Raw genomic sequence first — 24,581 nt, 5'->3', positions numbered from 1 at the left:
CGGCCAACGAGAACATCGAAAGGGAGGCGCGGCATGGCTGGTGTGAAACAGGCGCGGGATGGCGCGGTCGGGATCCTGACGCTGGACGAGCCCGCAAGCCTCAACGCGATGACGCCGGACCTGCTCGGTGCCCTTGCCGTCGCCATCGCCGAGATGACGAGCGACGATGGTATCCGCGCGCTGATCCTCACCGGCGCCGGGCGCGGATTTTGCTCAGGACAGAATTTGAAGGCGTCGGAAGCGCTCGGCGAGGACATCGCGGCCGGCGTGATGCGCTTCTACTGGCCAGCCTTCGAGGCATTGCGCGCATGCCGCGTGCCGGTGGTCGTCGCCGTGAACGGGGTCGCGGCCGGCGGCGGTTTCAGCCTCGCCATGGCCGGCGACATGATCGTCGCGGCGCGGTCGGCAAGCTTCATCCAGGTGTTCAGCCGCATCGCGCTGGTGCCGGATCTCGGCTCGACCTGGCTGCTGCCGCGGCTGATCGGCCGGCAGCGTGCGCTTGAGCTGATGCTGCTGAACGAGCCGCTGACGGCGGAACGCGCCCAGGAGATCGGCCTGGTGCGGCAAGTCGTCGACGACGCCAAGCTGATGGAGGAGGCGCTGACGCTGGCGCGGCGCCTTGCCGACGGCCCGACGCGCGCACTGGTGGCGACGCGCCTGCTGGTCGAGGAGAGCGAGCACGCCACCTACGAGGCGCAATTCCGCCGCGAGATCGAGCTTCAGGCCACGATCCGCAAGAGCGCCGACGCCACCGAGGGCCGCAATGCCTTCGTCGAGAAGCGCAAGGCGAGGTTCACCGGGCGGTAGCGTCGGAGGACGAAAAAAGGCCCGGGACGAACCCGGGCCGAGGTCTTGGGGGAGCGACTTGCGGAGCGGGACTGCCTCTCTCAGAGCGAGCGGTCGAGCCGGCTGGCCTGATACTTGGCGCGCCATTTCGGCCCGGGGCCGCGCATGTAATGCAACTCGGGCCGGTAGGGGTTGCCGGCGACCCGGATCAGCGTCTGCCATCTGCTGGCGACGAAGCTGAGGGGTTGGCGGAGGAGGCTCAGGGACGCGATCAACATGACATCACCTCAATGCGGCTTGCCGAGCATGGCGGTGAAGGGGAGGTCGAAAATCTCCTCGCCATCGTCGTCGCTGACATGGATCACCCAGTCGCGCCAGTCTTCGCTGCTGGGCGTCAGGATCATCGACCGCATGATCCCGGCCGCACGGTCGCGCGCCTCGGTGAGATTGGAGACGGCGGCACCGTAACGGTCGATCAGCGTGCCCTCGGTGTTCGAGCAGTGAAAATAGACCTGGACCATATGCGCCTCCTGGCGGAGCAACTTGGATGGCAAACCGATACCACCCGAAGCATTCGTGAAACATTCGGGTCGATCCCGGTAAGGGAATCTACGGAGATTGGTCGGAGCGAAGGTCGTTACAGGTTTAATCACAGGCGGGTGATGTTGAACTGGACTGCGTTTAGGCGGCGTGGAACACCTTTTTCGTGGGAAGTCGGGGAGGCCGCTGTGAGCTACTTCACATCCGGGCGCGAACGCCGAAGGCTGCGCGCATGTGCGGGGGCTTTGGCGGTCGTGCTCGGGCTGATGTCGGTCGCGTCATCGGAGCCGCTTCGCCGCAGCGGCTATGCGATCGACGCGGACGGCTGCGGCAGCGGGGACCTGTCCTTTCCCAGGCTGCAGATAGACATGAAGGCGGGATTTTGCGCCGGGCTCGTCGCCAGCGAAGAGGATCACCTCAAATTTCCGCGGTCGATCGTCCAGTTGCCGGGGCGCGAATTGTTCGTGGTGGCCGACATGGGCGGCTGGGGGCACGCCGACGGTCGGCTGCTGCTGCTCGATCCGCGCGCGCCGCAGGGCGGGCGGCTCAAGGAGGTTTTGACCGGCGTCGAATATCCGTTCGGCCTTGCGATCGGTCCGGACAGGAAGCTCTACGCCTCGACCGCCGAGACGGTCTTCCGGTTCGATCCGCTCGCCACTGATCCGCGCGCCACGGTCGAGACCATCATCCGCCACATGCCGGGCCGCCGGATCACGCTGCCGGATGGCACAAGGCTCGACGAAAGCGCGCACCCGTTCAAGCCGTTCGTCTTCGACCGGAACGGTCGGCTGCTCGTCAATATCGGCTCGCACAGCGACGACTGCATAACGCCGCCGCCGATCACGAAGCCCTGCGCGGCGGCGGAAGGCGCATCCGCCATGGCAGCGATCTGGCTGTTCACGCCGCCTGCGGGCGGCGTCTTTCCGGCGCTGAAGCCCGGCGATACCGATCCGCCGCACACAGTCTATGCGCGGGGCTTGCGCAACTCGATGGCGCTGGCGCTGCACCCGAAGTTTCCCGAAGCCGGCTACGCCTTCCTGCAGGGCGAGAACGGCCGCGACCTGCCCGACATCTTCAAGCCGAACGAAGAGATCAACGCGATTCTGCAGGGCCGGCATTACGGCTGGCCCTATTGCTACGATCTGTCGACGCCGAGCCCCGAATTCAGGACCGTGCTGCAGAGCGGGGTCTACAAGTCGCTGTGCTCGGGGAGCGCGCTCTACAAGCCGCCGCTGTCGCTGATGCCGCCGCACGGCGCGCCGCTGGCGATGCTGTATTATCACGGCGACAAATTCCCGGAGCTGGAAGGCAAGCTGCTGGTCGGCTTGCACGGCTACCGTCCGACCGGCAGCCGCCTACTCGTCTACGACGTCGATGACCACGGCTTCCCGAAGCCGAGCCCGGCGCCGGTGCGCTATCACGTCAGCTGCGCGGCCGAGCCGACGCGCAGCTTTCAGACCGATGCCGGCGAGGTCGCGGCCGCGCCGTTCGACGAGCTGATTGCGGGCTGGCATCGCGTCAACGGCGCGCGGCCGCAAGGCTCGCCGGTCGGCATGACGGTGGCGGAGGATGGCGCGATCTGGCTGGTCGAGGACAAGAACCAGACGGTGATCCGCATCGATCGCGCCGCGGGCGATCCGCCGCCGCCGCTGCCCTGCGACACGCGCAGCCAGGCGATGATCGACCAGCTCGCGGCCTTCGTCGCTGCGGAGGCGCAAAGCAGCGCCCGGCTGACCGTGCTGCGCAAGGGCCTCGTCGAGCCGCACTGCGTCGGTTGCCATTCCGATTTCGGCCTGAAGAGCGGACAATCGGACGCGGAGAAAGACAAGGCGGTGCTCCGCTTCATGCTCGCGCAGGACGGCTGGGCCTATCCGGGCGATCCCTTTTCCGGAAAGCTGCGCACGCGCCTGCGCGGCATTGGCGCCGAGAGGTCGATGCCGCCGGGCAACGAAAACCTGGCAAAGACCGAGCCCGGCTATGCACGCCTGCTCGACACCGCGGATCTGCTCGTTGCGAAAATGGTGCCGGGCACGCGGATGCGGATCAAGCCTGGGCCGCCACAGCGCAAGTTCTTCGGCAAGACCAACAAGGAATGCGGCGAAATACCGGCTGCGAAGGTCGTTGTCGTGACACAAAGGAGCGCTGTAGACAAACCCGGCTTCAGCCGATTCTTTCGGCCGGCCGATCCCTTTCTGAATGGCGAGTGCAGCGACGGCGATGGCTATTACATCCGGCAGGAATTTCTGGTGCCTGTGCAGTAGCGTCCTCCTCGTCGTTTCGACGGCGTCCGCGCACGCGGAGACGAAGCTGTTCGAAAGCGCGCAGGTGACGCCCGCCGGCGAATACACGTTCGGCATCGAAGGCCCCGCAGCCGACCTCGACGGCAATCTGTTCGTGGTCAATCTCGGCAAGCCCGGCACCATCGGCAGGCTGCCTGCGGGCGGGGCGGCGTCGGAGCCATTCACCGCGCTGCCCGAGGGCAGTGTCGGCAACGCCATCCGCTTCGATCGGAGCGGCACCATGTTCGTCGCCGACTACAAGAAGCACAACATCTTCGCGATACCGAAGGGGGCGACCGAGCCGGACCTCTGGTTTCACTCCGACGAGATGAACCAGCCCAACGACATCACGATCGCCCAGGACGGCACGATCTATGCGAGCGATCCGAACTGGAAGGGCAGGCAGGGTTACATCTGGCGCATTGCGAAGGCTGCCGACGGATCGGTGCAGGGGCAGGTGATGGCGTCGCCGCGCGCGATGGGCACCACCAACGGCATCGATCTCAGCCCCGACGGCAAGACGCTCTATGTCGGTGAATCCAGCAGCGGCCAGATCTGGTCCTACGCGATCAACGGCAACGAGCTGACGGCTGCAAAGCTGGTCAAGACATTCCAGCCCGACACCGTCGACGGGCTGCGCACCGACATTGCCGGCCGCCTCTACGTCGCACGCATTCTCAAGGGCACGGTCGCGCTGATGAAGCCCAATGGCGCGGTCGAGCGCGAGATCGCGTTGAAGGCCAAGGAGCCGACCAACCTCGCCTTCGGCGGCAGCGACGGCAAGACCGTCTTCGTCACCCAGCGTCAGGGCGGCTTCATCGAGTCCTTCCGCACCGACCAGCCTGGTCGCGAGCATTGCCTCCAGCGCGGCCGCTGCTGAACGGCCGCAGGCGCTCTGCTTCCGGCGCAGGGCAGTCGGGACGGCATTCTTCTTGCTTGCATCGGGTCGCCGCAGCGATCAAGACTCTGCGGCGAAGCCTCAAGAGCATGCGAGCACGGAGTGTTTGAGTGAAAGCCGTCCATACCGAACTGCATCGCGGCCACGATCCGCAATTCTTCCTGGTGCGCGGCGTCGTCAAGCGCACCACCGAGCAGCCGGAGCGCGCCGATCGCCTGCTCAAGGGGTTGAAGGACGGCAAGCACCAGCTGGTCGAGCCGACCGGGTTCGGGCAGGGGCCTCGCGCCCGCATCCACAGTCCGGAATATCTGTCGTTCCTGAGCGAGGCCTGGGACGCCTGGACCGCGCTCGGCGATTCCGGTCCGGAGATGATCGGCAACATCCACCCCGTTCGTCATGCCGCGACCTATCCGACCCACATCGTCGGCAAGCTCGGTTGGCACACCGCCGACACTGCGGCACCGATCGGTCCCGGCACCTGGGCCGCGGCTTGTGCCGCCACCGATGTCGCGGCCACCGCCGCGCAGATGGTGATGGACGGCGAGGATGCGGTTTATGCGCTCTGCCGTCCGCCGGGGCATCACGCCTATCGCGACATGGCCGGCGGCTTCTGCTTCCTCAACAACAGCGCGATCGCGGCGGCGCATCTGCGGCAGAAGCACGAGCGCGTCGTCATCCTCGACGTCGACGTCCATCACGGCAACGGCACGCAGGGCATCTTCTACGCGCGGCCCGACGTCTATACGATCTCGATCCACGCCGATCCCGTCGCATACTATCCCTATGTGTGGGGCTATGCGCATGAGCGGGGCGAAGGTCCGGGCCTCGGCACCAATCTCAACATTCCCTTGGCGATCGGCACGGGCGACGACGGCTACATGCAGGCGATGGAGATCGCGCGCAAGGCCATCGAATCCTTCGCCCCCGGCGCGCTCGTCATCGCGCTCGGCCTCGATGCGTCAGAACATGATCCGCTGAAGGGGCTCGCCGTCACCACGCCCGGCTTCCGCCGCATCGGCCAGGCCCTCGCGAGACTCGGCCTGCCGACCGTGCTCGTGCAGGAGGGCGGCTATCTCTCGGATATTCTGGGTGCGAACCTGACCTCGGTGCTGGCAGGGTTCGAAGAGGCGCGGTGATTTCGTCTGCGCCTCACCTTGCGTAGCTCGTCATGCCCGGGCTTGTCCCGGGCATCCACGTTCTTTGTGCTGCACGGTGATCGTGGATGGCCGGGACAAGCCCGGCCATGACGTGGAGAGAGCACGGGTTGCCAGCTAGAACGTCCCGCTTGCCGACAGCGCCTTGCAGACGTGCTGCATCTCGGTCTCGTCCGCGACCATGTCGAGCATGACGGTGGTGAGGCCCTTGGCTGCGAACGCCTTCAGCTTCGCGCCGATCTCGTCATAGCTGCCGACGAGATAGGGGCAGTCGGCCTGGAAGGTCAGGAACGGCAGCAGCCAATAGCCGTTGTCGCCGAGCTCGCCGCTCTGGCCGGCATAGAGATGCCGCTTCCACACGGAATCGGTGTTCTCCATGGTGAGCACGAGAAGCTCGCGATCGTCGGGATTGTCGCGGAAACGCAGCTTCGCCGCCTGCCGCGCCTCGTCGCGGGTAGCGCGTGCGAAGATGCCGAAGTTGACGCCTGGCGCATCGAGCCCGCGATCGAGATCGGGCGGCAGCATCTGCATCTTGATGCAGCCCGTTTCCTTTGCCACGCGCTGGGCCGCCTCGGATTGTCCCGCGATCAGGAATTCGGGCATCAGCTCCGCGGGCAGGCGCGGGCGAAGCTGCAGATGATGCGCGCGATAGAACCGGCCCTCGAAGTTCACCGGCCGCGGGCTCGTCAGCAATTGGCGCATCAGCGCCACGAATTCGCCGAGCCTGACGTAGCGGTCGGCATGCGACTGGTCGTCGCCGAGGCCCTGCAGGTCGCTGACCGCGGTCCCCGTGATCATGTTGAGATAGACCTTGCGGCCGTAGAGCTGAGCGAAGGACGAGACGAATTTCGCCGCCGTGAACGGATGCATGTAGACCGGATTGACGGCGATCAGCGGCGAGGATCGCGTCGTTTCCGCCATGATGTGCTGGGCCATCGCCCACGGCTCGACGAACACGTCGTTGCCTTCGAACAGCAGGATGCCTTCGAAACCGTTGCCGTCGGCGAACTGCGCCACCCGCATCAGCTCGCCGACGTATGTCCTGGGGTCGCGGTTGCGCGAAATCGCCGGAAAGACGCGCAGCCGCGGGAGCGTCATTCAGCCGCTTCCTGGAGCGGCCAGGCATTGCGGCTGATCGGAAGGCCGCCGTTCGCGCGGGAGCCGTCGGCGATCGCGAGGCGGTGCGAGGGCGACGGCGAACACAGCGAGAATCGCCAGCCGTCGGGATCGTCGGCGATATCGGGCTTGAAGCTGATCTCGATAGCCTCGCGCGACACCTGCATCGCAAACGCGTCGAGCGGCAGATTGAGCCCAAAGCCCCTGGCCTTCAGATAGGCCTCCTTGAGCGTCCAATAGTCGAAGAAGCGTTCGATCGCGGCGGGCTCCGGCAGTCCGCGCAGCGTTTCGACCTCCTCCGGCGCAAAGAAGCGAAGCGCGGTGGAGAGCGGCGCGACCCGTCGCGACACCACCTCGACGTCGATGCCGACCGTCTCGTGCTTCGACACGACGCAGGCGACGCAGCCGTCGGCGTGGGACAGGCTGAAATGCAGCGCGGTCGAAGTCGTGGGTGCCGCCACGAACGGCCGACCGTAGCGGCCGGCTCCAAAGGACCAGTCGGACGGTGCGACGTTGGGCGCGGCGCGCGACAGTGCGAGGCGCAGCATGGCGTGCGCGAAAATATACTGCCGCCGATGCCGCTCGAACATGAAGCGGTCGGCTCGCACCCGTTCGTCGACCGAAAGCAGCCGGCGGCACGCTTCGACCGTACCCGGCGCGTCAATGGACTCGATCAGTCCGACAAAGAGTTCAATTCTGTCGTGCGGCATCAATTGGGCCTTTTGCGTCAGGAACGGGCAAATCCCGGTCCCGACGGAAGAAACAACTGAGCAAGAATCAGCCAAGCAGACCGCTCATAGCGATCCACCCGGGCGAATTCTTGTCGATTTGCAGGCCGGTTTACAGACGCAAGCTTGTGCGAGACCCCAGCTCGACATGCGAGCGGCCCATCTCCGAAAAGTGAAGCCTGAGATTCGTACGGCGTCCCCGACCGACGAATCTTACTTCTTCTTCTTGGCTTTCTTCCCGCCGCCCAACACCGAAAGGCTGGCGTCGACGTCCTTCAGCGCGGACTGGAGCTTCTTCTTCTCGGCACCCAGCAGCTTCTGAAGGGCCTTGCGGTCCTTGTCGCTCAACGAGGTACCCTTGGTAAATTTGATGAAACCCATAACACTCCCCCGGTTGAAAATTAATCGTCCAAATCAAAACGCAGGAATAATCTTGCGCGGCGGCGCCAAATAATCAAGCTGCAACTTGCTCATTCACAGCTTTGGCGGGTGAACCCGTAGTCGTCCCGTCCCGGCAGCCGGTCATGCCGCCCTGCGACCGAGCAACCGGCCGAGGGGCGCACCGGGCCGGGCGATGGCTGCCCGCAGCAACGCGACCAGATCCTCCATCCACGCGCCGACCAGACGGCCGTCGAGCATCTCGCGCTTGTAATTGCACGAGCCGGTGATCCCGGTCGGGCGCTCTTTCAGCATCAGCGACAAGAAGGTCTGGTCGATCGGCAGCACCGGCTGCCCTTCGCGCGCGACGTTACCGATCGATTCGGTGGTGATGTCAGGCAGATCGAGCGGCTGGCGCAGCGGATTTTGCAGCGTGAAATAGACCTGAAGGAGCGAGGCCGGATCGATTCCCTCGTGCTCCAGATGGTCGGCCAGGATGTTGAACGGCAGCTCCTGCCGCGCATGCGCGTCGAGCACGCTCTGGCGGACCCGCGCCATGGCTTGCGCGAATGACAGCTCCGGCGTGATCCTGGTCCGCACGATCACCGTGTTCTCGAACGGGCCGACGATTCGCTCGGTGTCGGGCTGGGCGCGATTGGCCATCGCGGTGGCGACCACGATGTCGGTGCGGCCGGTCCGCGCCAGCAGCAGTGCCTTCAGGCCGGTGAGCAGGCCCATGAACAGCGTACAATTGTGCTGGCCGGCGAGCGTCCTGAGCGGGCCGATCAACTTGCCTTCGAGATTGACCGGATGATGTCCGCTGGACGGGCCCGGGCTTGATTCGCCGGCGAAGAGGGGCATCGCGCCGCGCAGCGTCTCCGTCCAGTCGGCGGCCTGGCGCCGCGCGGCGTCCGTGCCGCACCACCAGCGCTGCCAGCGCGCGACGCCCGAGAAGGCCGGCGGCGGGCTTGGCAGCGGGGCCGACGGATATCCCGCCAGCGCGGCATAGCGGCTCGACAATTCCTCGAACAGCACGCCGATCGACCAGCCGTCGACAACACCGTGATGCAGCGTCAGCAGCAGCACGTGATCCTCGTCGTGGAGCCGCAGCAGCCGGGCGCGCAGCAGCGGCGCGTGCGTGACGTCGATCGGGGCGTAAGTCTCCTGCTGGATCAGGAGATCGATCTTCCGGGCCTCCAGCGCCTTGCGCCGCTTGTTGCCGTGGGGCTGACCGTCGCCGATCGTCTCGACGGTCAGGACCTGCCTGAGGGAGCGGGGCGCGAGGATGCGGCTGACGGGCTCGCCATCGCTCCAGCCGAACGCGGTCCGCAGCGATTCGTGCCGGTTCACGGCGTCGTCGATCGCCCGGGCGAGCGCCGCCGTATCGAGCGGGCCGTGGAGACGGAAGGCGAAGGGCAGGTTGAACAGTGGCAGGTCCGGCAGGTTCTGCTCGATCCGCAGCATCTGGTCCTGCGCCATCGCGAGCGGCGGAGGTCCGGCGCTGGCGAGCCGCACTTCTGCCAGCTTCGGCTGGCTTGCGGCAGGCTTGCGCGGCTTCGTCGCCATGGCCTCGTCGACCCGCCGGGCGAGCTCGTCGATCGTCGGTGCCTCGAAGATGGTCTTGATCGGCAGCGACACGCCGAGCGCGCGCGCGATGCGCGCCATCGCCTGTCCTGCCAGCAGCGAATGGCCGCCGAGGTCGAAGAAATTGTCGGTCACGCCAATGCTCTCGACCCTGAGCAGGTCGGTCCAGATGTCGGACAGCACCTTTTCGGTGAAGCGCCGCGCCGGCACGGTTGCGTCCGGCCCGAGCGTTTCCTGCTGCGGCGGGATGAGCAGCGCGGAGCGGTCGATCTTGCCATGGGCGTTGAGCGGAACGTGATCCAGGAACAGGAATGCGGAGGGGATGGCGTGGCCGGGCAGCCGGCTCTTGAGGAATTCGCGCAGCTCGCTGGCGCTGCTCCGGCTGTCGGGCGTCGCGACGATATGGGCGATCAGCCTGACATCGCCGCCGGCCTCGCTGCGCGCCTCGACGATGCCGGTCCGCACGCCGGGATGGCTCGCGAGCGCGGTCTCGATCTCCTTGAGCTCGATGCGGTAGCCGCGGACCTTGACCTGCTGGTCGGCACGGCCGAGGCATTCGATGGTGCCGTCGGCGCGGCGGCGGGCAAGGTCGCCGGTGCGGTAAAGCCGGGCGTCGGCATGGCGCGAGAACGGATCGGGCAGGAAGCGCTGCCGGCTCTGCGCGGGATCGTTGACATAGCCACGGCCGACGCCGGCGCCGCCGATGCAGAGCTCGCCGGTGACGCCGACGGGCTGCGGCTGAAGCTGGGGGTCGAGCACGTAGAGTTGGGTGTTCGGCAGTGGCGCGCCGACCGGGACGTTGCTGGTCGCGGTCGCCGGCGCCTTGGTCAGGCGATGCAGCGAGACGTCGTCGGAACATTCCGACGCGCCATAGGCGTTGATCAGCGGCGCTTTCGGGCAGCGGGCGAACCAGGCGCGACAGAGGTCGACGGGCAGCGGCTCGCCCGTCGAGATCAGCAGGCGCAGTTTCGAGAAGGCGCGCTGGATCACGGGCTCGTCCATGCGATCGAGGATCACACGGAGCAGCGACGGCACGATCTCGAGCACCGTGATGCCTTCGCGCGTGATCTCCTGCGCGAGCAGGATCGGGTCCTGAACGATTGCATTGCTGCAGACATGGACGCGCGCGCCGACCATCGGCCCGGCCAGGAACTGCCAGACCGATATGACAAAGCTCTGCGGCGCGGTTTGCGCGATCACGTCCCTGGCGGAGAGGCCAAGCTCGGAGATGAGCGAGGCCAGGTGGTTTGCAAGGCCACGCTGCTCGATCATGACCCCTTTCGGCGCGCCGGATGAGCCGGACGTGTAGATGAGATAGGCGAGGCTTTCGGCCGCGCGCCTGACGGCGCGGGCCGGCTCGTTCGAGCCAGACGCGAGCGCGTCCTCGAGCTCGGCCACCGCCATGGGCTCGACCAGCGGTTCGAGCAGCGCGCCGACCTGGGGTGAGCGCGCGCGGGTCGTCAGCAGCATGCGGGCGCAGCTCGACCCGAGAATGGTCGTGAGCCGCGCCGGCGGCTGATCGGGATCGAGATTGAGGAAGGCCGCGCCGGCGCGCTGCACGCCGATCATCGCGGCAAGCAGGTCGGGGCCGCGATCGGCCAGCAGGGCGACCACGCTCTCGGCGCCGACACCCTCCCGCGCCAGCCAGCGCGCGATAGCCTGGCTCCGGTGTGCCAGCTCGCGATAGCTCAAGGAGATGCATCCATCCGTGACTGCAATGGCGTTCGGTGTCGTCCGGGCCTGGCGATCGAAGCGTTCGCTGACATTGCCGTTGGTGGTGAAGTTGGCCGGCATGCCCCGGCCCGTCGCCAGCAACTGCCGGCGTTCGGCCTCGGTCAGCAGCGGCAGGCGCGAGATGCGCTGCTCCGGATTGGCGATGACGGCCCTGAGCAGGGTCTTGAACTGCGCGGCCATGCCTTCGATCGTCGCGGCGTCGAACAGATCCGTGGCGTATTCGAAGAAGCCCGTGAAGCGCCCGTCGGCCTCGACCAGCTCGAGCGTGATGTCGAAGCGCGCCACTTTCGGGTCGATCTCAAGCCGCCGCGTGGTGAGGCCGGGAAAGCGCGCCGCCTCGATCGAGGCGTTCTGGAGGATGAACATGATCCGGAACAGCGGATTTCCGTCCGCCCTTCGTGCGATCTGCAAGGCGCGCAACACCTCCTCGATCGCAAGGTCCTGGTTGCGGTAGGCATCGAGCGTGACCTGCCGGACCCGCCGCAGCATCTCGCTGAAGCCGGGGTCGCCGCCAAAATCGTTGCGCAGGATCAGCGTGTTGGCGAACAGCCCGATCAGGCGCTCGCTCTCGATCTGGTTGCGGTTGGCGATCAGCGATCCCGTTGCGACGTCCTCATGCCCGGTGTGGCGAAACAGCAGGCATTGGAACGCCGCGAGCAGCGTCATGAAGGGCGTGACGCCCTGGTTCTGGCTCAGTGCGCGCAGCTCGGCCGACAGCGGCTTGGAGAATTCGATATAATGGCGGGCGCCGTGACCTCTCCAAAGCTCCGGCCTCGGCCGATCGGTCCGCAGCGGCAGCGTGGTGACGCCATCGAGCTGGCTTCGCCAGTAATCGAGCTGCTCCTTCGCCGCCGGCGTCTGTGCCCAGCCCTGCTGCCAGAGCGCGAAGTCGCGATACTGGAAAGCCGGCGAGGGCAGTGCCGCCACGCTCTTCTTCCGTGCGGCGGCGTAATGGGCGGCGAGCTCCTCCCAGAACAGCCGTTGCGACCAGCCGTCGGTGACGAGGTGATGAACGTTGACCACAAGCGCGTGGTTCGTCTTGTCGAACGACAGCAGCGTGACCTGCAGCGGCGCCTCGCGCGCGAGGTCGAAGGGATATTGCGCCAGCTTGAGCGCTTCGCGCCTGATCATCGCGGTCCGCTTGTCCGAAGGGCAGGGCTTGAGCTTGACCCGCGCGAACCGCGGCGGCGCTTGCAGTACGGTCAGCGCCGGCTCGCCCTGGCGTTCGACGGCGGCCGAGAGCAGCACCTCGTGACGCGCGCAGATAGCGGCAAGACTGGCCTGAAGCGCGGTGACGTCGATCTGGCCTTTGAGCACGGCGACTTCGACGACATTGTAATTATAGCGCGTCGGATCGAGCCGCGAGAGCACATACATCCGCTGCTGCTGGAACGAGAGCGGCGCTGCTGCTTCCGGCGCTTGCCGCCAGACCGGCAGTGCTGCCTCCCGGCGGCCCGCGGCGCCCTCGATCCGGGCCGCGAGCGCTGACACTGTGGCGCAATCGAAGATGTCCTCGAACGAGAAGTCGACGTTGAAGCGTTCGCGCAGGCGCGAGCGCATCTGCGTCACCGAGAGCGAGTCCGCGCCGAGCGCGAAGACGTCCTGGTCGACGCCGATCAGCGGCAGCTCCAGCAGCGCGGCCCAGATCTCGGCAAGCTGGGTCTCCAGCGCATTGCGCGGCAGTTGGGCGTCATCACCATCGCCCACCTTGACGATCAGCCCGGCCAGCGCGTTGCGCTTGACCTTGCCGCTGGCGCCTTTCGGCAAGCTGGTCACGCCGCGGATCAGGCTCGGCACCTTGTAGGCGGCAAGGCGCTTGCGCGCGAACTGGCGCAGCTCGTCCGAGTTCGCCTCGGCGTTCGGCCGCAGCACCACGACGGCGGCGACGTTCTCGCCGAGCTTTGGGTGCGGGACGGCGAAGACGCCGGCCTCCAGCACGGCCGGATGGCTGAGCAGGACCTCTTCGACTTCGAGCGGCGAGATCTTCTGACCGCCGCGGTTGATGACGTCCTTGATGCGCCCGACGATGAAGAGATAGCCGTCGGCATCGAGATAGCCGAGATCCCCGGTCCGGAACCAGCCGTCGCGGAAGGCGGCCTCTGTTGCCGCCTCGTCATTGTAATAGCCGCGCGCCATGTTCGGCCCGCGCAGCATGATCTCGCCGTTCTCGCCGCTCGCAAGCGCGCGGCCCGTCTCGTCCATGATCGCGATCTCGGGACCGGCGGCGCGTCCGACCGATCCGACCTTGCGCAGCTCGAACGGGTTGGCCGCGATCTGCGAGGCCGCCTCCGTCATGCCATAGGTCTCGAGCACGGGAACGCCGAACGTCGCCTCCAGCCCCTGGAGGATCGTGGGCGCGAGCGAGGCGGAGGCCGAGCGGATCACGCGCAGCGACGACGATCGGGCGCGGTCCGGATCGGCCTCCGCCGCTGTCAGCAGCGCGCGGTGAATGGTCGGCACCGCCGTGTACCAGGTCGGTTGCAGCTCCCGCATCCAGCCGAAGAAGGACGCGGCATCGAAGCCGTCGGTGCAGATCACGCTGGAGCCGGCGGCGAGCGCCGTCAGCAATCCCGAGATCAGGCCATGGGCGTGAAACAGCGGCAGGACGTTGAGCAGGCGATCGTGCGACGAAAGCTGTAGCACGCGGCCCGCGTTATAGGCGGACAGGCCCACATTGCGGTGCGTGAGCGGCACCATTTTCGGCCGCGCCGCCGTGCCCGACGTCAGCAGGATGAACGCATCGTCGTCGCCGCCGGATGCACCGCCGCTGGCTGCCGGTCCAACCGCAGGCCCGACGAATGCGCAGCCGCCGAGATTGTCCTTCGGCCCCGGCACGAAATCGATCACCGCGATGCCGAGCGTCCTGGCGACGTCGCGGCTGGCCGAATTCATGTCGGCCCGCGTCACGAGGGCGGTCAGCTCGAGTTCGCTGAAATAGCGTTGCAGCTCGTCAGCCGTCAGGTCGGGGTTGACCGGGACGCAGGCGCCGCTCGCGGCGACCGCGATCAGCGCCAGCGCGCTGTCGGCGCCGCGCGGCAGCGCCACAGCAATCCGGTCGGCAGGGGTGATGCCGAGCCCCCGGAGCGTGCGGACGAGCCCGACGGTCAGCTCGCCGAGCGCGCCGTAGTTGAGGATCGGCCGGCCGGGAGCGAGCAGCGCGGGGGCCGACGGCGTCTTGCGCGCGTAAAAATCGAGAAGGCCGCCGATGGAGGCAAAGACCCTGGTTTCGGCGCTCGAGCCGCCCGATCCCTCTCCCGCTCCGGATGCAATGTCCGACAATGCCATTCCCTTTTGATCTAATTGGGCTATTCTTCCCAAGAGTTTGGGAACGCGTCCAGTCTGAGGTGAAGTTCGGGCCCCAAAATCTGTGGTTGAGGGGGCCTAAAAGCCCTTCGACGGAATAATGGTCGGGCAGAATCACCATGCTGGAGAACGAGCCGGGCACGGAGGCGGAAGGCGGGCTGAAGCGCTGGCTTGAAGGCGCCGGCCTTGGTCATTACGCCGATCTGTTTGCCCAGCACCGCCTCGATCTCGATGTCATGGGTGACCTGACGGAGTCCGATCTGGTCGAGCTTGGATTGCCGCTCGGCGATCGCAAACGGCTCCAGCGTGCCATGACCGCCCTGTTCCAGGCCGAAACGACCGTGGCGCCGGCCACAGTGACGCCTCCGCAACCGCGGACCGAGGTCGGGGCCGAGCGCCGCCAGCTCACCACCATGTTCTGCGACATGGTGGATTCCACCTCGCTCTCCGTGCAGTTCGATCCGGAAGACGTCCGCGACATGATCGCGAGCTTTCGCGAGACCTGCGTCCGCGTCGTCAAGCACTACGAGGGCTTTGCCGCCCGTTTCGTCGGCGACGGCATCCTCGTCTATTTCGGCTATCCGACCGCGCATGAGGACGATGCCGAGCGCGCGGTGCGCGCCGGGCTCGAGATCGTGCGGGTCCTGTCGACCGCACGCGCGATCGAGCCGCGCGGTGCGCTCAGCCACTCGCCCGCGGTCCGGATCGGGATCGCGACCGGCCTCGTCGTGGTCGGTGACCTCGTCGGGCAGGGCACCGAAGAGCGCGACTCCGCGGTCGGCGAAACCGTCAATCTCGCTGCCCGCCTGCAAGCCCTCTCGCCGCCGAACGGCGTCGTGATCTCCACCTCGACGCAGTCCCTGCTGAAGGGGAAGTTCGACTATCGCGATCTCGGGACGCACGCCCTGAAGGGCATCTCCGAGAAGACGCAGGCCTGGCACGTCATGCGTGCCTCGCGCGTGGAGACACGGTTCGCCGCCGCCATGGGCTCGCGCCTGACCCCGCTCGTCAACCGCGAGGAGGAAATCGCACTGTTGATGGGCCGCTGGCAGCAGACCAAGGAAGGCGACGGCCAGGTCGTGGTCAAGTTCGGCGAACCCGGCATCGGCAAGTCGCGCATCATCCAGGAGATCTTCGAGCGCATCTCGGGCGACCGCCACGGCCAGGTCTCGTTTCAGTGCTCGCCTTATTACACGTCCACGGCATTCTATCCGTTCGCCGAGCAGCTCAAATTCTCCCTCGGCCTCGACCGCGAGGACTCGTCCGCGCTGTCGTTGGCGAGCCTCGAGACCGCGATCGCCGCCGCTCATGGCGACATCGAGCAGATTACGCCGCTGTTCGCCGCGCTGCTGTCGATACCGACCGGCGACCGCTATCCGCCGCTCGAATTGTCGCCACAGCAGCAGAAGGATGCGACCGTCGCGGCATTGGTCAATCATTTCCTGGGCCTTGCGCGCGAGATGCCGCTCGTCATCGCGTTCGAGGATCTGCACTGGATCGATCCGACCTCCCGCGAGGTGATCGACCTTCTGGTCGACCGGGTGCAGAACCGGCCGGTCCTCGTCATCATCACCGCGCGGTCCGAATTCCAGCCGAGCTGGAACGCGCATTCGCACATCACGACGCTGGTGCTGAACCGCCTGAGCCGGCAGCTGCGCACGACGCTGGTCGAGCGCGTCGCCGGACGCGAGCTCCCCAAGGAGGTCGTCGAGGAGATCATCGTCAAGACCGATGGCGTGCCGCTGTTCCTGGAGGAGCTCACGAAGACGGTCCTCGAATCCAACCTCCTGACCGAGCGGCACGGGCGCTACGTGCTGTCGGGCCCGTGGCGGCAGCTCGCAATTCCGGCAACCCTGACCGACTCGCTGATGGCGCGGCTGGACCGGATGGGTCCGTTCAAGCGGATCGCCCAGATCGGTGCCACCATCGGCCGCGAGTTCTCCTACGAGACGCTGCACGCCGTCGCCAACACGCCGGCGGAGCAGATCGAAGCCGCGCTCAATCATCTGGAGCAGGCCGGACTGATCATACGCCGCGGCCATCCGCCTGATGCGCTCTACTCCTTCAAGCACGTGATGATCCAGAACGCCGCGCATGCGAGCCTCTTGCACAGCGAGCGGCGCAAGCTGCATTCGCGGATCGCCCAGGTGCTGGCGGAGATGTATCCGGAGAAGACCGAGCGCGAACCGGAGCTGCTCGCCCATCATCTGACCGAGTCCGGCCAGAGCGAAGGCGCCGCCAGCTTTTGGCTCAAGGCGGGCAAGCAGGCGGCCAAGAGCGGTGCCAATTTGGAGGCGATCGGTCATCTGCGCCGGGGCCTCAGCGTCGTGCAGGCCAATGCGCGCATGCAGGGCGCCGACGAGATCGAGCTCGAGCTCCGCATCGCGCTCGGCAATGCGCTGATCGCCGCCAAGGGTTACGCGGTCCAGGAGGTCGAGGAAAACTACACAAGGGCGCTCGAGCTCGGCCGGCAGCTCGACGACGACGAAAAGGCCTTTGCCGCCACGCGCGGCCTCTGGGTCTGCCATTTCATCCGCGCCGATCTCACCCGCGCGCACGATCTCAGCGTCGAGCTGCTGAAATTTGCCAAGCGCGAGCGGCTCAACGAGCGGACGCAGCCGGCGCAGCAGACTGGTTATCTGATCGAGGCACACCGCTCGATCGCGATGACGATGCTCTATCGCGGACGCTTTGCCGCTTCCCAGCACCATCTGCACCGCTGCATCAATCTCTACAGTCCCGATCTGCATTCCGATCTGATGGAGCGGCACGGCACCGACCCCGGTGTCGTCTCGCTGTCCTATCTCGGCTATTTGCTCTGGTTCCTCGGCCGGCCTGACGCCGCGCGCCAGCACAGCGAGCAGGCGATCGCGAATGCCGAGAAGATGCGCCATCCCTTCACGCTCGCCTTCGCCCTCGTGTTCGGCGCCTATCTCTGCCAGCATTTGCGCGACGTCGAGGGCACGCGCGATCACGCCAACCGGGCCATGATCATCGCCACCGAGCACAATTTCCTGCACTGGAAGCAGCAGGCGGCGATCCTGCGCGGCTGGGCGCTCGCCCAGCTCGGCGAGGCGGATGAGGGTCTCAGCCAGATGCGCTTCGGCCTCGACGAGTACGAGGCGATGGATTCCTGGCTCGCCGGCTGCTGGTTCCGCTGTCTGCTCGCGGAAGCCTATGCCAAGGTCGGCATGCGCGAGGCCGCTCTGCGCGCACTCGACGGTGCGCTCGCGACCGCGAGGCGCACTGGCGATCACTCTTATCTCGCTGAAGTCTATCGCCTGCAGGGCGAGATCATGATGTCGGACGACGACCCTGCGTCGGTGCAGGAAGCCGAGGACCTGTTCGCCCTGTCGCTGGAGACCGCGCACAAGCAGGGCGCGCTGTCCTGGGAGCTTCGCACCGCCGTCAGCCTGGCCCGCCTGTTGCACAAGACGGGCAGGCGGGATCAGGCTAGTCTGCTGCTGGTGCCTGTGGTCGGCAAGTTCAGCGAGGGCTTTTCTACGCCGGACTTGAAGCAGGCGATGCAGCTCGTCGACGAGCTCGGCGCGGACGCACCGGTCCGCGAGCAGGCCGATGCCGTGAGATGAGCGATCTGGCCGCCGCGCGTGCGCGTTACGTCGAGCGGATTGCAAAGCGCGAGCGGATTTCCTCGCCGCGCCTGCTCGAAGCGCTCGCCGCCGTCCCGCGCGAGGACTTCTTGCCGAGGGGGCCCTGGCGCATCAAGAGCGAAGCGGCGCGCAGCTACCGGCGGACGCCGAATGGCGATCCCGTCCATCTCTATGACAATGTGCTGGTCGCGATCGACGCGCGCCGCAAGCTCGACACCGGCCTGCCGAGCCTGTGGGTGCACTTCATCGACGTGCTCGGTATCAAGCCGGGAGAGCGCGTGGTCCAGATCGGCTGCGGGCTCGGCTATTTCTCCGCGGTGCTGTCGAAGATGGTGGGACCGAAGGGCAGGGTGCATGCCATCGAGTGCGACGAGCGCCTGGCTGCGCGCGCCGCGAATTATCTTCGCGCCTATGGCAACGTCGAAATCGTCCACGGCGACGGGTGCGAAAAGCTCGGCGGTCCCGCCGACGTGATCATCGTCCATGCCGGCTTCCCGCATCCGCACCCGCTCTGGCTCGAGGCACTGCGCCCGCGCGGCCGCCTCCTGGTGCCGCTCACGCAGCGGGACCGCGAAGGCGCCGCGCTCAAGATCACGCGCAAAGGCAAGGACAAGCGCAAGGCGTTTGAAGCCGAGGCGGTGCAGCAAATCCGCATCTATCCCGGCCAGGGGCGCGGCACGACCGCGCTCGACGACCGCGTCGCCGACTGGTGGCAACGCGCCTCCGCGCTCGCGCCGCTGCGCTTCCGCGGGATCGAGCAGGGGCTGCCGTCGGATGGCTAACGCTTCGTTTCATTTTACCTTGATTCCGTTTGTGAGTTTCCCCGGTCTCGCAGCGCGGCTATGAGTGCGGCCTGATGGCCATTCGAGCGCGCTCCATGCATTCCGTTGCCCTGCTGACTGCCAGCTACGCCAAGGATATCGAACGCTTTTCGCTGCTCAGCGAGAGCATCGACACGTGGCTGACGGGATACACGCGGCATTATGTTCTCGTTAACGATGAGGACGTGCCGCTGTTCGAGCGCTTCGCGTCCGACAAGCGCGTCATCGTTCCGGCCTCGCGGTACCTGCCGAAATGGCTGTTTGCGCTGCCGCCGGCGCTTCAGTTCATCAGCAAGCGGCGTGTCTGGCTGTCGCTGCTGTCGTCGCCCGTCCACGGCTGGCACATCCAGCAGATCCTGAAGATCGCCGGCGTGCTCAACGCGCCCGAGCAGCGCGTCTGCATTCTGGATTCGGACAATCTGTTCTTCCGCGAATTCGACGTCGGCCAATATGCAGGCGCCGAGAAGACGCCCCTGTTCGTCACGCCGAAGGACATCGGCGCCGACCACCCGCTGCACGGGCTCTGGCTGCGCACCGTCGATCAGCTGCTCGGTATCAAGGACCGCACCTTTCCCGCCGACGATTATGTCGGCAATGCGCTGGTCTGGGACAAGGACACCGCGCGTGCGATGACCGATGCCATCAGGTCGGCGACGGGATTGAACTGGGTCCTGGCGCTGTGCCGGAAGAGGAAGTTCTCGGAATATCTGATGTACGGCCATTTCGTCGCGAACTCGCCCGCGCATCTGGCCACCCACCGGATCACGGAAGACAGCATCGCGGTCTCGCATTGGGATGACACGCCGCTCGATCGTCCGGCCATCGAAGCGATGATGCGCGCCGCCTCGCCCGAGCAGGTCGCGCTCTGCATCCAGTCCTATTCCTCGACCTCGGTCGACGACATCCGCGACGTGTTCCGCCTCTCGTCGCGCGATCGCCGGGCGCCGGGCCTTGTCCCCGACCATGCGGACGAGGCGGCCGATTTCGTCGCGTCGAAGGCGCGCTAATATTCAGGCGTCTTTCGTAAATTTGCTGATCACGTCCAGGAACGGCTTCGGCTTGAACTCGCCGTCGAGCGGCAGCGGGCGGTTCGGCTGCTTGTCGGCGCGCGCAAAGACGCCGTTGATCCAGCTGTAGCGATCCGACAGGCCCCAGGTCAGGACCGAGCGCACCGGGCCGCTGGTGGAGATCGCCGCCAGGAGATCGTCGACGCGCTTGGCGACGATGGCATCGCGCTCCGCCGGCGTTCCCGCCAGCTTCTGGTCGTCGACGTCGAGCTCGGTGACGAGCACCTCGAGGCCCCACGAGCGCAGCTCGGTGACGAATTCGGCGAGACCATGGGTGTCGATCTCGAGCTCGGCATGCAGATGCGATTGCAGTCCGACGGCGTGCAGCGGGACGCCCTGGTCGAGCAGGTCCATGATCAAATTGCGATAGGCGGCGCGCTTGGCGATGAAGGAGTCCTTGGCGGACTCGATGTCATATTCGTTGATCGCGAGCTTGACGAAGGGATCGGCCGCGGCTGCCGTGCGGAACGCCAGCGGAATCCAGCTTTGGCCGAGATGCTGGGTCCAGAACGTATCGCGCCGATCTTTCACGCTGCGCGGATTGTCCGGGATCGGTTCGTTGACGACGTCCCACGAGGTCAGCTTGTCCTTGTAGTAGGAGACGACGGTGCCGATGTGATCGACATAGGCGCGCTCGACGCCGCGTGTGTCCTTGATCTGCTTGGTCCAGTCCGGAATGTCGTGATACCAGGCGAGCGCGTGGCCGCGCATCGTCAGATCGTTGTCCCGCGCGAAATCCAGGATCGCATCGGCGCGCTCGAAATTGAACGTGTGCGCGTTCGGTCGCAGCATCGGCCATTTCAGCTCGAGCACCGGCACCACCTGCGTGCAATAGGTGCTGATGGCTTCGCCAAGCCTGGGGTCGGCTTGCAGATCCCAGAGCGTTGCGGCGGCGCCAAAACCGGGACGGCGCTGCGCGAGCTTTGATGCCGGCGCCGCCGACGCAGAAGCGCCCACCGCGAGTGCTGCGGCGCCGCCAAGGAGAAATTCGCGTCTATCGAGCCTGGTCACGACGGTCCTTTTCGAGCCAACGCATCACCGTACCAAGCGTCGCCTCGCAACGCCCGGGTTTCGCCGTGTTGGGTTAACCTCCGCCGCCTGCAAGTCCATGGTTTCATTCGGCGACCGCGCCTTGCCGTTCGAGGAAGGGCAAATTTAACGCTAATGCGCAAAAGCGGCTGCGAAGCTGCATTCGCATGCCGATCTGCAGACTTATGTGACACTCTTCAGCGATGCTGCGGCGCAGTTCGTCCGCCCGGCCAAGTTCCCATTGGTGAACGGCCGTCACACTCGCAAGACCGCTGCCGGTCCCGTGCTCGCATGCTGAACCGCCACTTCTCGATCTATCTGGTTGCCTACATCCTGCCCGCGGCGGTGGGCTTCTTCGCCGTCACGGCCTATACGCGGCTGCTGACGCCGGCGGAGTATGGCGTCTATGTCGTCGGCCTCAGCCTCGCCGGGATCCTGGGCGCGATTTTCTTCGCCTGGATCAAGCTGTCGGTGTCGCGTTATCAGGCGATGTCGGCGGATGTGGATTTTCGCGGCACGGCGATGGTCGCCTTCGTCCTTACCGTTGCGGTGCTCTGCGCCACGACCCCGCTGGTGTTCCTGGTCCGCAGCGACGTCAGCGTCGAACTGCTGCTCGCCAGCATGTTCGTCGCGATCATGGCCAATGCGGTCGATGTCGGGCAGGAATTCGAACGCGCCAAATTGCGCCCCTATCGCTTTGCCGCGATCTCGATCGTGCGCAGCGTGGCGAGCGTCGCTTTCGGCCTCGGCGGCATCTGGCTCGGCTGGGGCGGATTGGGACTGCTGGCGGCCTTCGGCCTGGGGTCACTCACCGGGATCATCCTCAATCTCGTCGGTGACCGCACCAAAATCGCTCGCTTCGATCGCAGCCAGTTCATGCAACTGGCGCGCTACGGCCTGCCGCTGACGCTCGCCGGACTCTCCGTTGCGGTCTATTCGGCCTGCGACCGGCTCATCGTCGCCTATCTGCTCGGCAAGGACGCCGCCGGCATCTTTGGCGTTGCCGCCGACCTGCCGCGCCAGTTCATGGTGATGATCGCATCCAGCGTCGCCGCGGCCACCGTGCCGCTGGTGTTCCGGTCCCTGTCGGAGAACAACAAGGAAACGACGCGGGAACGCCTGACCGAGAGCTTCGAGCTCCTGCTCGTCGTCGTCACGCCCGTTGCGATCTGGCTTGCGCTTGCAGCGGATCAGGTCGCCGGCACGCTCGTCGGCGTCGACTTTCGCGCCGGCGTATCGGCGCTGCTGCCGACCCTGGTGCTCGCCCGCTTCTTCGGGATCGCCAATCAATTCTATGTGCAGATCAGCTTCCAGCTCGCCGAGCGCCCGTTCATGCTGGCGGCACAGTCCTTCCTCACGCTGGTCGTTAGCGTTGTTCTGATGGTCGCGCTGGTCGCCGGCTACGGCATCTATGGCGCGGCATTGGCGACACTGGCGACCGAGGCAATCGGTTTCGTCGTTGCCGTCGTCTTGATGCACCGCGCTCACCCGGTGCCGTTCGACTTCAACCGGCTTGCCGGGGTCGCGGTTTCGGCCGCGGCGATGGCGGCCGCCATCCTCTTCGCGCGATCGCAGGCGGCTGGCACCGGTCTTGTGGCGCTCGTGATCGTCAGTCTCGCCGGCGGCCTTGCCTATGTCGCGGCGGCATGGCTTCTCAACGTCGCCAACGTCCGGACGCTGTCGCTGCGTTTCCTGCGCGGCTTCAACCGCAAGGCGCTGGGCGTCTAGGGCGGGATGCCGTCCGGCGCGGCCTCGCCACCCGGCCCGGCAAACCCCGGACATTCTGCCGCAGCGGTGGGCCAACAGCTTCAGACCGGCCCCGGCTGCAACCGACCTTCCGCCGGCTCGGGACGTCGTATATGACGGATTTGTCGCCGGGCCGTGCCGAATATCGCCACAGACGGAACGTAAGGCGGCTGCGATTTCTTAATTCAATGATCGCAATCTGATACATGATCGGCATGAGCGGGCCGGCATTTCGACCGAGGATGGCATGAAAAACCTGATAACGACGACGCAACCCACCAAGGCGATGCGGCGTCGGGGGCCTCCCGGACTTGTGACATTGGGGGCAATGGCCCTCCTTGCGGCTGCCGGTCCGGCGATTGCGGCCAAGCAGGCACGCCAGCCGGCCGAGGCGGTGGCGCCGCGCCAGGCCGGTGAGCCGATCATGGCGATCGTGTCGATCAAGAGCCAGCAGGTCACTTTCTACGATTCCGAGGGTTGGATCCTGCGCGCGCCTGTATCGACCGGCACCACGGGACGCGAGACGCCGGCCGGCGTCTTCGCCATCGTCGAGAAGGACAAGGACCACCGCTCGACCATGTATGACGATGCCTGGATGCCCAACATGCAGCGCATTACCTGGAACGGCATCGCGTTGCATGGCGGACCGCTGCCGGGCTATGCCGCCTCGCATGGTTGCGTGCGCATGCCCTTCGGCTTCGCCGAGGGCCTCTTCGACAAGACCTATATTGGGATGCGCGTGATCATCTCGCCCTTTGACTCGGTCCCGACCGAGTTCTCCCACCCCTCGCTGTTCGTGCCGAAGCCGGAGGCCATCGCCGCCGTGCCGAGCCGTGCCGGCAAGCTCTCCGCCGAAGCCGAGGAGGCGACAAGGGCCGCTGACGAGGCCAAGAAGGCTGCGTCCGTCGCCGCAAAGGAAGCATCCTCGCTTCCCGCCGCGCTGCGCAAGCTGGAACAGCAGAAGGCTCGTGCCGACGCCGAGCTCGCCTTTGCCGACAAGACGCTCGCGAACGCCAAGACCGATCAGGCCCGCGCCAAGGCCGAGGAACTGAAGCAGAAGGCGGCGACCAAGGCCGCCGACGCGGCGACGCAGCTCGACACCGCCAAGGCCGCCGCGCAGCCGAAGCGCGACGCCGTGGCCGCGACGAAGGACGCCGCCAAGGCCGCTGCGACCAAGAAGACCGAAGCCGTCAAGGCCGCCACCGACGCGAAGCTCGCGGGCGAGCCGGTCTCGGTCTATATCAGCCGCTCGACGCAGAAGCTCTACGTGCGGCGGAACACGCACAAGCCGGCGCCCGATGGCGGCGGCGAGGTGTTCGACACCAGCATCGAGGTCCCCGTCACGATCCGCAATCCCGAGCAGCCGCTCGGCACGCATATCTTCACGGCGATGGCGAAGACCGATACGGGCCTGCGCTGGAGCGTGGTCACGATCGAAAACGCCGACGAGGCCCGCAATGCGCTCGACCGCATCACCATCCCGCAGGATGTGTGGGATCGCATCGGGCCGACCGCTTTGCCGCGCTCCTCGATCATCATCTCGGACGAGCCGCTCAGCGCCGAGACCAATTACCGGACCGAGTTCGTCGCGGTACTGAGCGACCATCCTCAAGGCGGCTTCATCACGCGCAAGCCGACCGCGCCCGCCATGATCGCCAGCGATGACGGCTGGGACAATGGCGGCAACGGCTTCGGCTTCTTCTACCAGCGCGATCCCTACGTCCAGCAGGGCAATCCGCGCCGGCAGCGTGGCCAGTATCAGTATTATCAATCCACGCAGCCGATGCAGCGGAGCTGGTGGTAGCTG

16 protein-coding genes are annotated in these 24,581 nt (G+C 66.3%); 9 read left to right on the top strand and 7 right to left on the bottom strand.

The genetic code is table 11. The annotated features are described in order from the left end of the window. The first annotated feature begins 33 nt into the window (after window positions 1–33). Complete coding sequence (locus tag QRQ56_RS26170; RefSeq protein WP_438744019.1) at window positions 34–807, top strand: enoyl-CoA hydratase-related protein; 774 nt, start codon at window positions 34–36, stop codon at window positions 805–807. Window positions 808–887: 80 nt separating this feature from the next. On the opposite strand, the gene QRQ56_RS26165 is transcribed toward QRQ56_RS26170, so the two are convergent. Both QRQ56_RS26165 and QRQ56_RS26160 read right to left on the bottom strand, forming a co-directional pair. Next, complete coding sequence (locus tag QRQ56_RS26165; protein ID WP_438744017.1) at window positions 888–1,064, bottom strand: hypothetical protein; 177 nt, start codon at window positions 1,062–1,064, stop codon at window positions 888–890. Between the two features lie 9 nt (window positions 1,065–1,073). Then, complete coding sequence (locus QRQ56_RS26160) at window positions 1,074–1,307, bottom strand: DUF6894 family protein (RefSeq protein WP_438744015.1); 234 nt, start codon at window positions 1,305–1,307, stop codon at window positions 1,074–1,076. A gap of 285 nt (window positions 1,308–1,592) precedes the next feature. On the opposite strand from QRQ56_RS26160, the gene QRQ56_RS26155 reads away from it, so the two are divergent. The 3 genes from QRQ56_RS26155 to QRQ56_RS26145 all read left to right on the top strand — a co-directional run bounded on the left by QRQ56_RS26155 (window position 1,593) and on the right by QRQ56_RS26145 (window position 5,639). Further along, complete coding sequence (locus tag QRQ56_RS26155) at window positions 1,593–3,587, top strand: PQQ-dependent sugar dehydrogenase (RefSeq protein ID WP_438744278.1); 1,995 nt, start codon at window positions 1,593–1,595, stop codon at window positions 3,585–3,587. Further along, window positions 3,544–4,485: an SMP-30/gluconolactonase/LRE family protein gene (locus tag QRQ56_RS26150; RefSeq protein WP_438744013.1), complete on the top strand. Its 942-nt coding sequence runs from the start codon at window positions 3,544–3,546 to the stop codon at window positions 4,483–4,485. The genes QRQ56_RS26155 and QRQ56_RS26150 overlap by 44 nt, the downstream gene beginning before the upstream one ends. A 128-nt stretch (window positions 4,486–4,613) precedes the next feature. Next, window positions 4,614–5,639 (top strand): histone deacetylase family protein, encoded by a 1,026-nt coding sequence (locus QRQ56_RS26145; RefSeq protein WP_438744012.1) that lies wholly within the window; start codon window positions 4,614–4,616, stop codon window positions 5,637–5,639. Window positions 5,640–5,774: 135 nt separating this feature from the next. Here QRQ56_RS26145 and QRQ56_RS26140 read toward each other — a convergent pair whose 3' ends face one another. From QRQ56_RS26140 to QRQ56_RS26125, 4 genes are all read right to left on the bottom strand, one after another. Then, window positions 5,775–6,755: an LLM class flavin-dependent oxidoreductase gene (locus QRQ56_RS26140; RefSeq protein ID WP_438744011.1), complete on the bottom strand. Its 981-nt coding sequence runs from the start codon at window positions 6,753–6,755 to the stop codon at window positions 5,775–5,777. Next, entirely contained in the window at window positions 6,752–7,483 is a 732-nt protein-coding gene (locus QRQ56_RS26135; RefSeq protein ID WP_438744009.1) for a 4'-phosphopantetheinyl transferase family protein, read from the bottom strand. Before QRQ56_RS26135 ends, QRQ56_RS26140 begins: the two co-directional genes overlap by 4 nt. Window positions 7,484–7,714: 231 nt before the next feature. Continuing rightward, a complete protein-coding gene (locus QRQ56_RS26130) occupies window positions 7,715–7,882 on the bottom strand; it encodes a hypothetical protein (RefSeq protein ID WP_198172667.1) in 168 nt (55 codons plus the stop codon). A 141-nt stretch (window positions 7,883–8,023) separates the two neighbouring features. Next, complete coding sequence (locus tag QRQ56_RS26125; protein ID WP_438744007.1) at window positions 8,024–14,482, bottom strand: amino acid adenylation domain-containing protein; 6,459 nt, start codon at window positions 14,480–14,482, stop codon at window positions 8,024–8,026. A gap of 137 nt (window positions 14,483–14,619) precedes the next feature. Between QRQ56_RS26125 and QRQ56_RS26120 the strand changes: the two genes are divergently transcribed. The 3 genes from QRQ56_RS26120 (at window position 14,620) to QRQ56_RS26110 (ending at window position 19,939) form a co-directional block, all read left to right on the top strand. After that, window positions 14,620–18,090 (top strand): ATP-binding protein, encoded by a 3,471-nt coding sequence (locus QRQ56_RS26120; RefSeq protein WP_438744006.1) that lies wholly within the window; start codon window positions 14,620–14,622, stop codon window positions 18,088–18,090. Next, window positions 18,087–18,893, top strand: a complete 807-nt coding sequence (locus QRQ56_RS26115; RefSeq protein WP_438744004.1) for a protein-L-isoaspartate O-methyltransferase family protein — start codon at window positions 18,087–18,089, stop codon at window positions 18,891–18,893. Before QRQ56_RS26120 ends, QRQ56_RS26115 begins: the two co-directional genes overlap by 4 nt. Before the next feature lie 95 nt (window positions 18,894–18,988). Continuing rightward, window positions 18,989–19,939 (top strand): DUF6492 family protein, encoded by a 951-nt coding sequence (locus QRQ56_RS26110; protein ID WP_438744003.1) that lies wholly within the window; start codon window positions 18,989–18,991, stop codon window positions 19,937–19,939. 3 nt (window positions 19,940–19,942) lie between these two features. Here the strand turns inward: QRQ56_RS26110 and QRQ56_RS26105 are convergent, their stop codons facing one another. After that, window positions 19,943–21,010 carry an endo-1,4-beta-xylanase gene (locus QRQ56_RS26105; RefSeq protein WP_438744002.1) on the bottom strand — a complete coding sequence of 356 codons (1,068 nt, stop codon included), beginning with the start codon at window positions 21,008–21,010 and terminating at the stop codon, window positions 19,943–19,945. 309 nt (window positions 21,011–21,319) lie between these two features. On the opposite strand from QRQ56_RS26105, the gene QRQ56_RS26100 reads away from it, so the two are divergent. Together QRQ56_RS26100 and QRQ56_RS26095 are read left to right on the top strand one after the other, a co-directional pair. Then, window positions 21,320–22,756 carry a lipopolysaccharide biosynthesis protein gene (locus QRQ56_RS26100; protein WP_438744001.1) on the top strand — a complete coding sequence of 479 codons (1,437 nt, stop codon included), beginning with the start codon at window positions 21,320–21,322 and terminating at the stop codon, window positions 22,754–22,756. A 265-nt stretch (window positions 22,757–23,021) separates the two neighbouring features. After that, a complete protein-coding gene (locus QRQ56_RS26095; RefSeq protein ID WP_438744000.1) occupies window positions 23,022–24,578 on the top strand; it encodes a L,D-transpeptidase in 1,557 nt (518 codons plus the stop codon). The last annotated feature ends 3 nt before the right edge of the window (window positions 24,579–24,581 follow it).

The organism is Bradyrhizobium sp. U531 (assembly GCF_051710265.1).
Taxonomy (GTDB): Bacteria; Pseudomonadota; Alphaproteobacteria; order Rhizobiales; family Xanthobacteraceae; genus Bradyrhizobium.
Note: the sequence above shows the minus strand (reverse complement) of the source record. Positions and strands in the feature narration are given on the sequence as shown.

Bases quoted from the DNA above. Each gene is read 5' to 3' on its own strand.
- QRQ56_RS26170 (WP_438744019.1), top strand. From the start codon at position 34: ATGGCTGGTGTGAAACAGGCGCGGGATGGCGCGGTCGGGATCCTGACG.
- QRQ56_RS26165 (WP_438744017.1), bottom strand. From the start codon at position 1,064: ATGTTGATCGCGTCCCTGAGCCTCCTCCGCCAACCCCTCAGCTTCGTC.
- QRQ56_RS26160 (WP_438744015.1), bottom strand. From the start codon at position 1,307: ATGGTCCAGGTCTATTTTCACTGCTCGAACACCGAGGGCACGCTGATC.
- QRQ56_RS26155 (WP_438744278.1), top strand. From the start codon at position 1,593: ATGTCGGTCGCGTCATCGGAGCCGCTTCGCCGCAGCGGCTATGCGATC.
- QRQ56_RS26150 (WP_438744013.1), top strand. From the start codon at position 3,544: ATGGCTATTACATCCGGCAGGAATTTCTGGTGCCTGTGCAGTAGCGTC.
- QRQ56_RS26140 (WP_438744011.1), bottom strand. From the start codon at position 6,755: ATGACGCTCCCGCGGCTGCGCGTCTTTCCGGCGATTTCGCGCAACCGC.
- QRQ56_RS26135 (WP_438744009.1), bottom strand. From the start codon at position 7,483: ATGCCGCACGACAGAATTGAACTCTTTGTCGGACTGATCGAGTCCATT.
- QRQ56_RS26130 (WP_198172667.1), bottom strand. From the start codon at position 7,882: ATGGGTTTCATCAAATTTACCAAGGGTACCTCGTTGAGCGACAAGGAC.
- QRQ56_RS26125 (WP_438744007.1), bottom strand. From the start codon at position 14,482: ATGGCATTGTCGGACATTGCATCCGGAGCGGGAGAGGGATCGGGCGGC.
- QRQ56_RS26120 (WP_438744006.1), top strand. From the start codon at position 14,620: ATGCTGGAGAACGAGCCGGGCACGGAGGCGGAAGGCGGGCTGAAGCGC.
- QRQ56_RS26115 (WP_438744004.1), top strand. From the start codon at position 18,087: ATGAGCGATCTGGCCGCCGCGCGTGCGCGTTACGTCGAGCGGATTGCA.
- QRQ56_RS26110 (WP_438744003.1), top strand. From the start codon at position 18,989: ATGCATTCCGTTGCCCTGCTGACTGCCAGCTACGCCAAGGATATCGAA.
- QRQ56_RS26100 (WP_438744001.1), top strand. From the start codon at position 21,320: ATGCTGAACCGCCACTTCTCGATCTATCTGGTTGCCTACATCCTGCCC.
- QRQ56_RS26095 (WP_438744000.1), top strand. From the start codon at position 23,022: ATGAAAAACCTGATAACGACGACGCAACCCACCAAGGCGATGCGGCGT.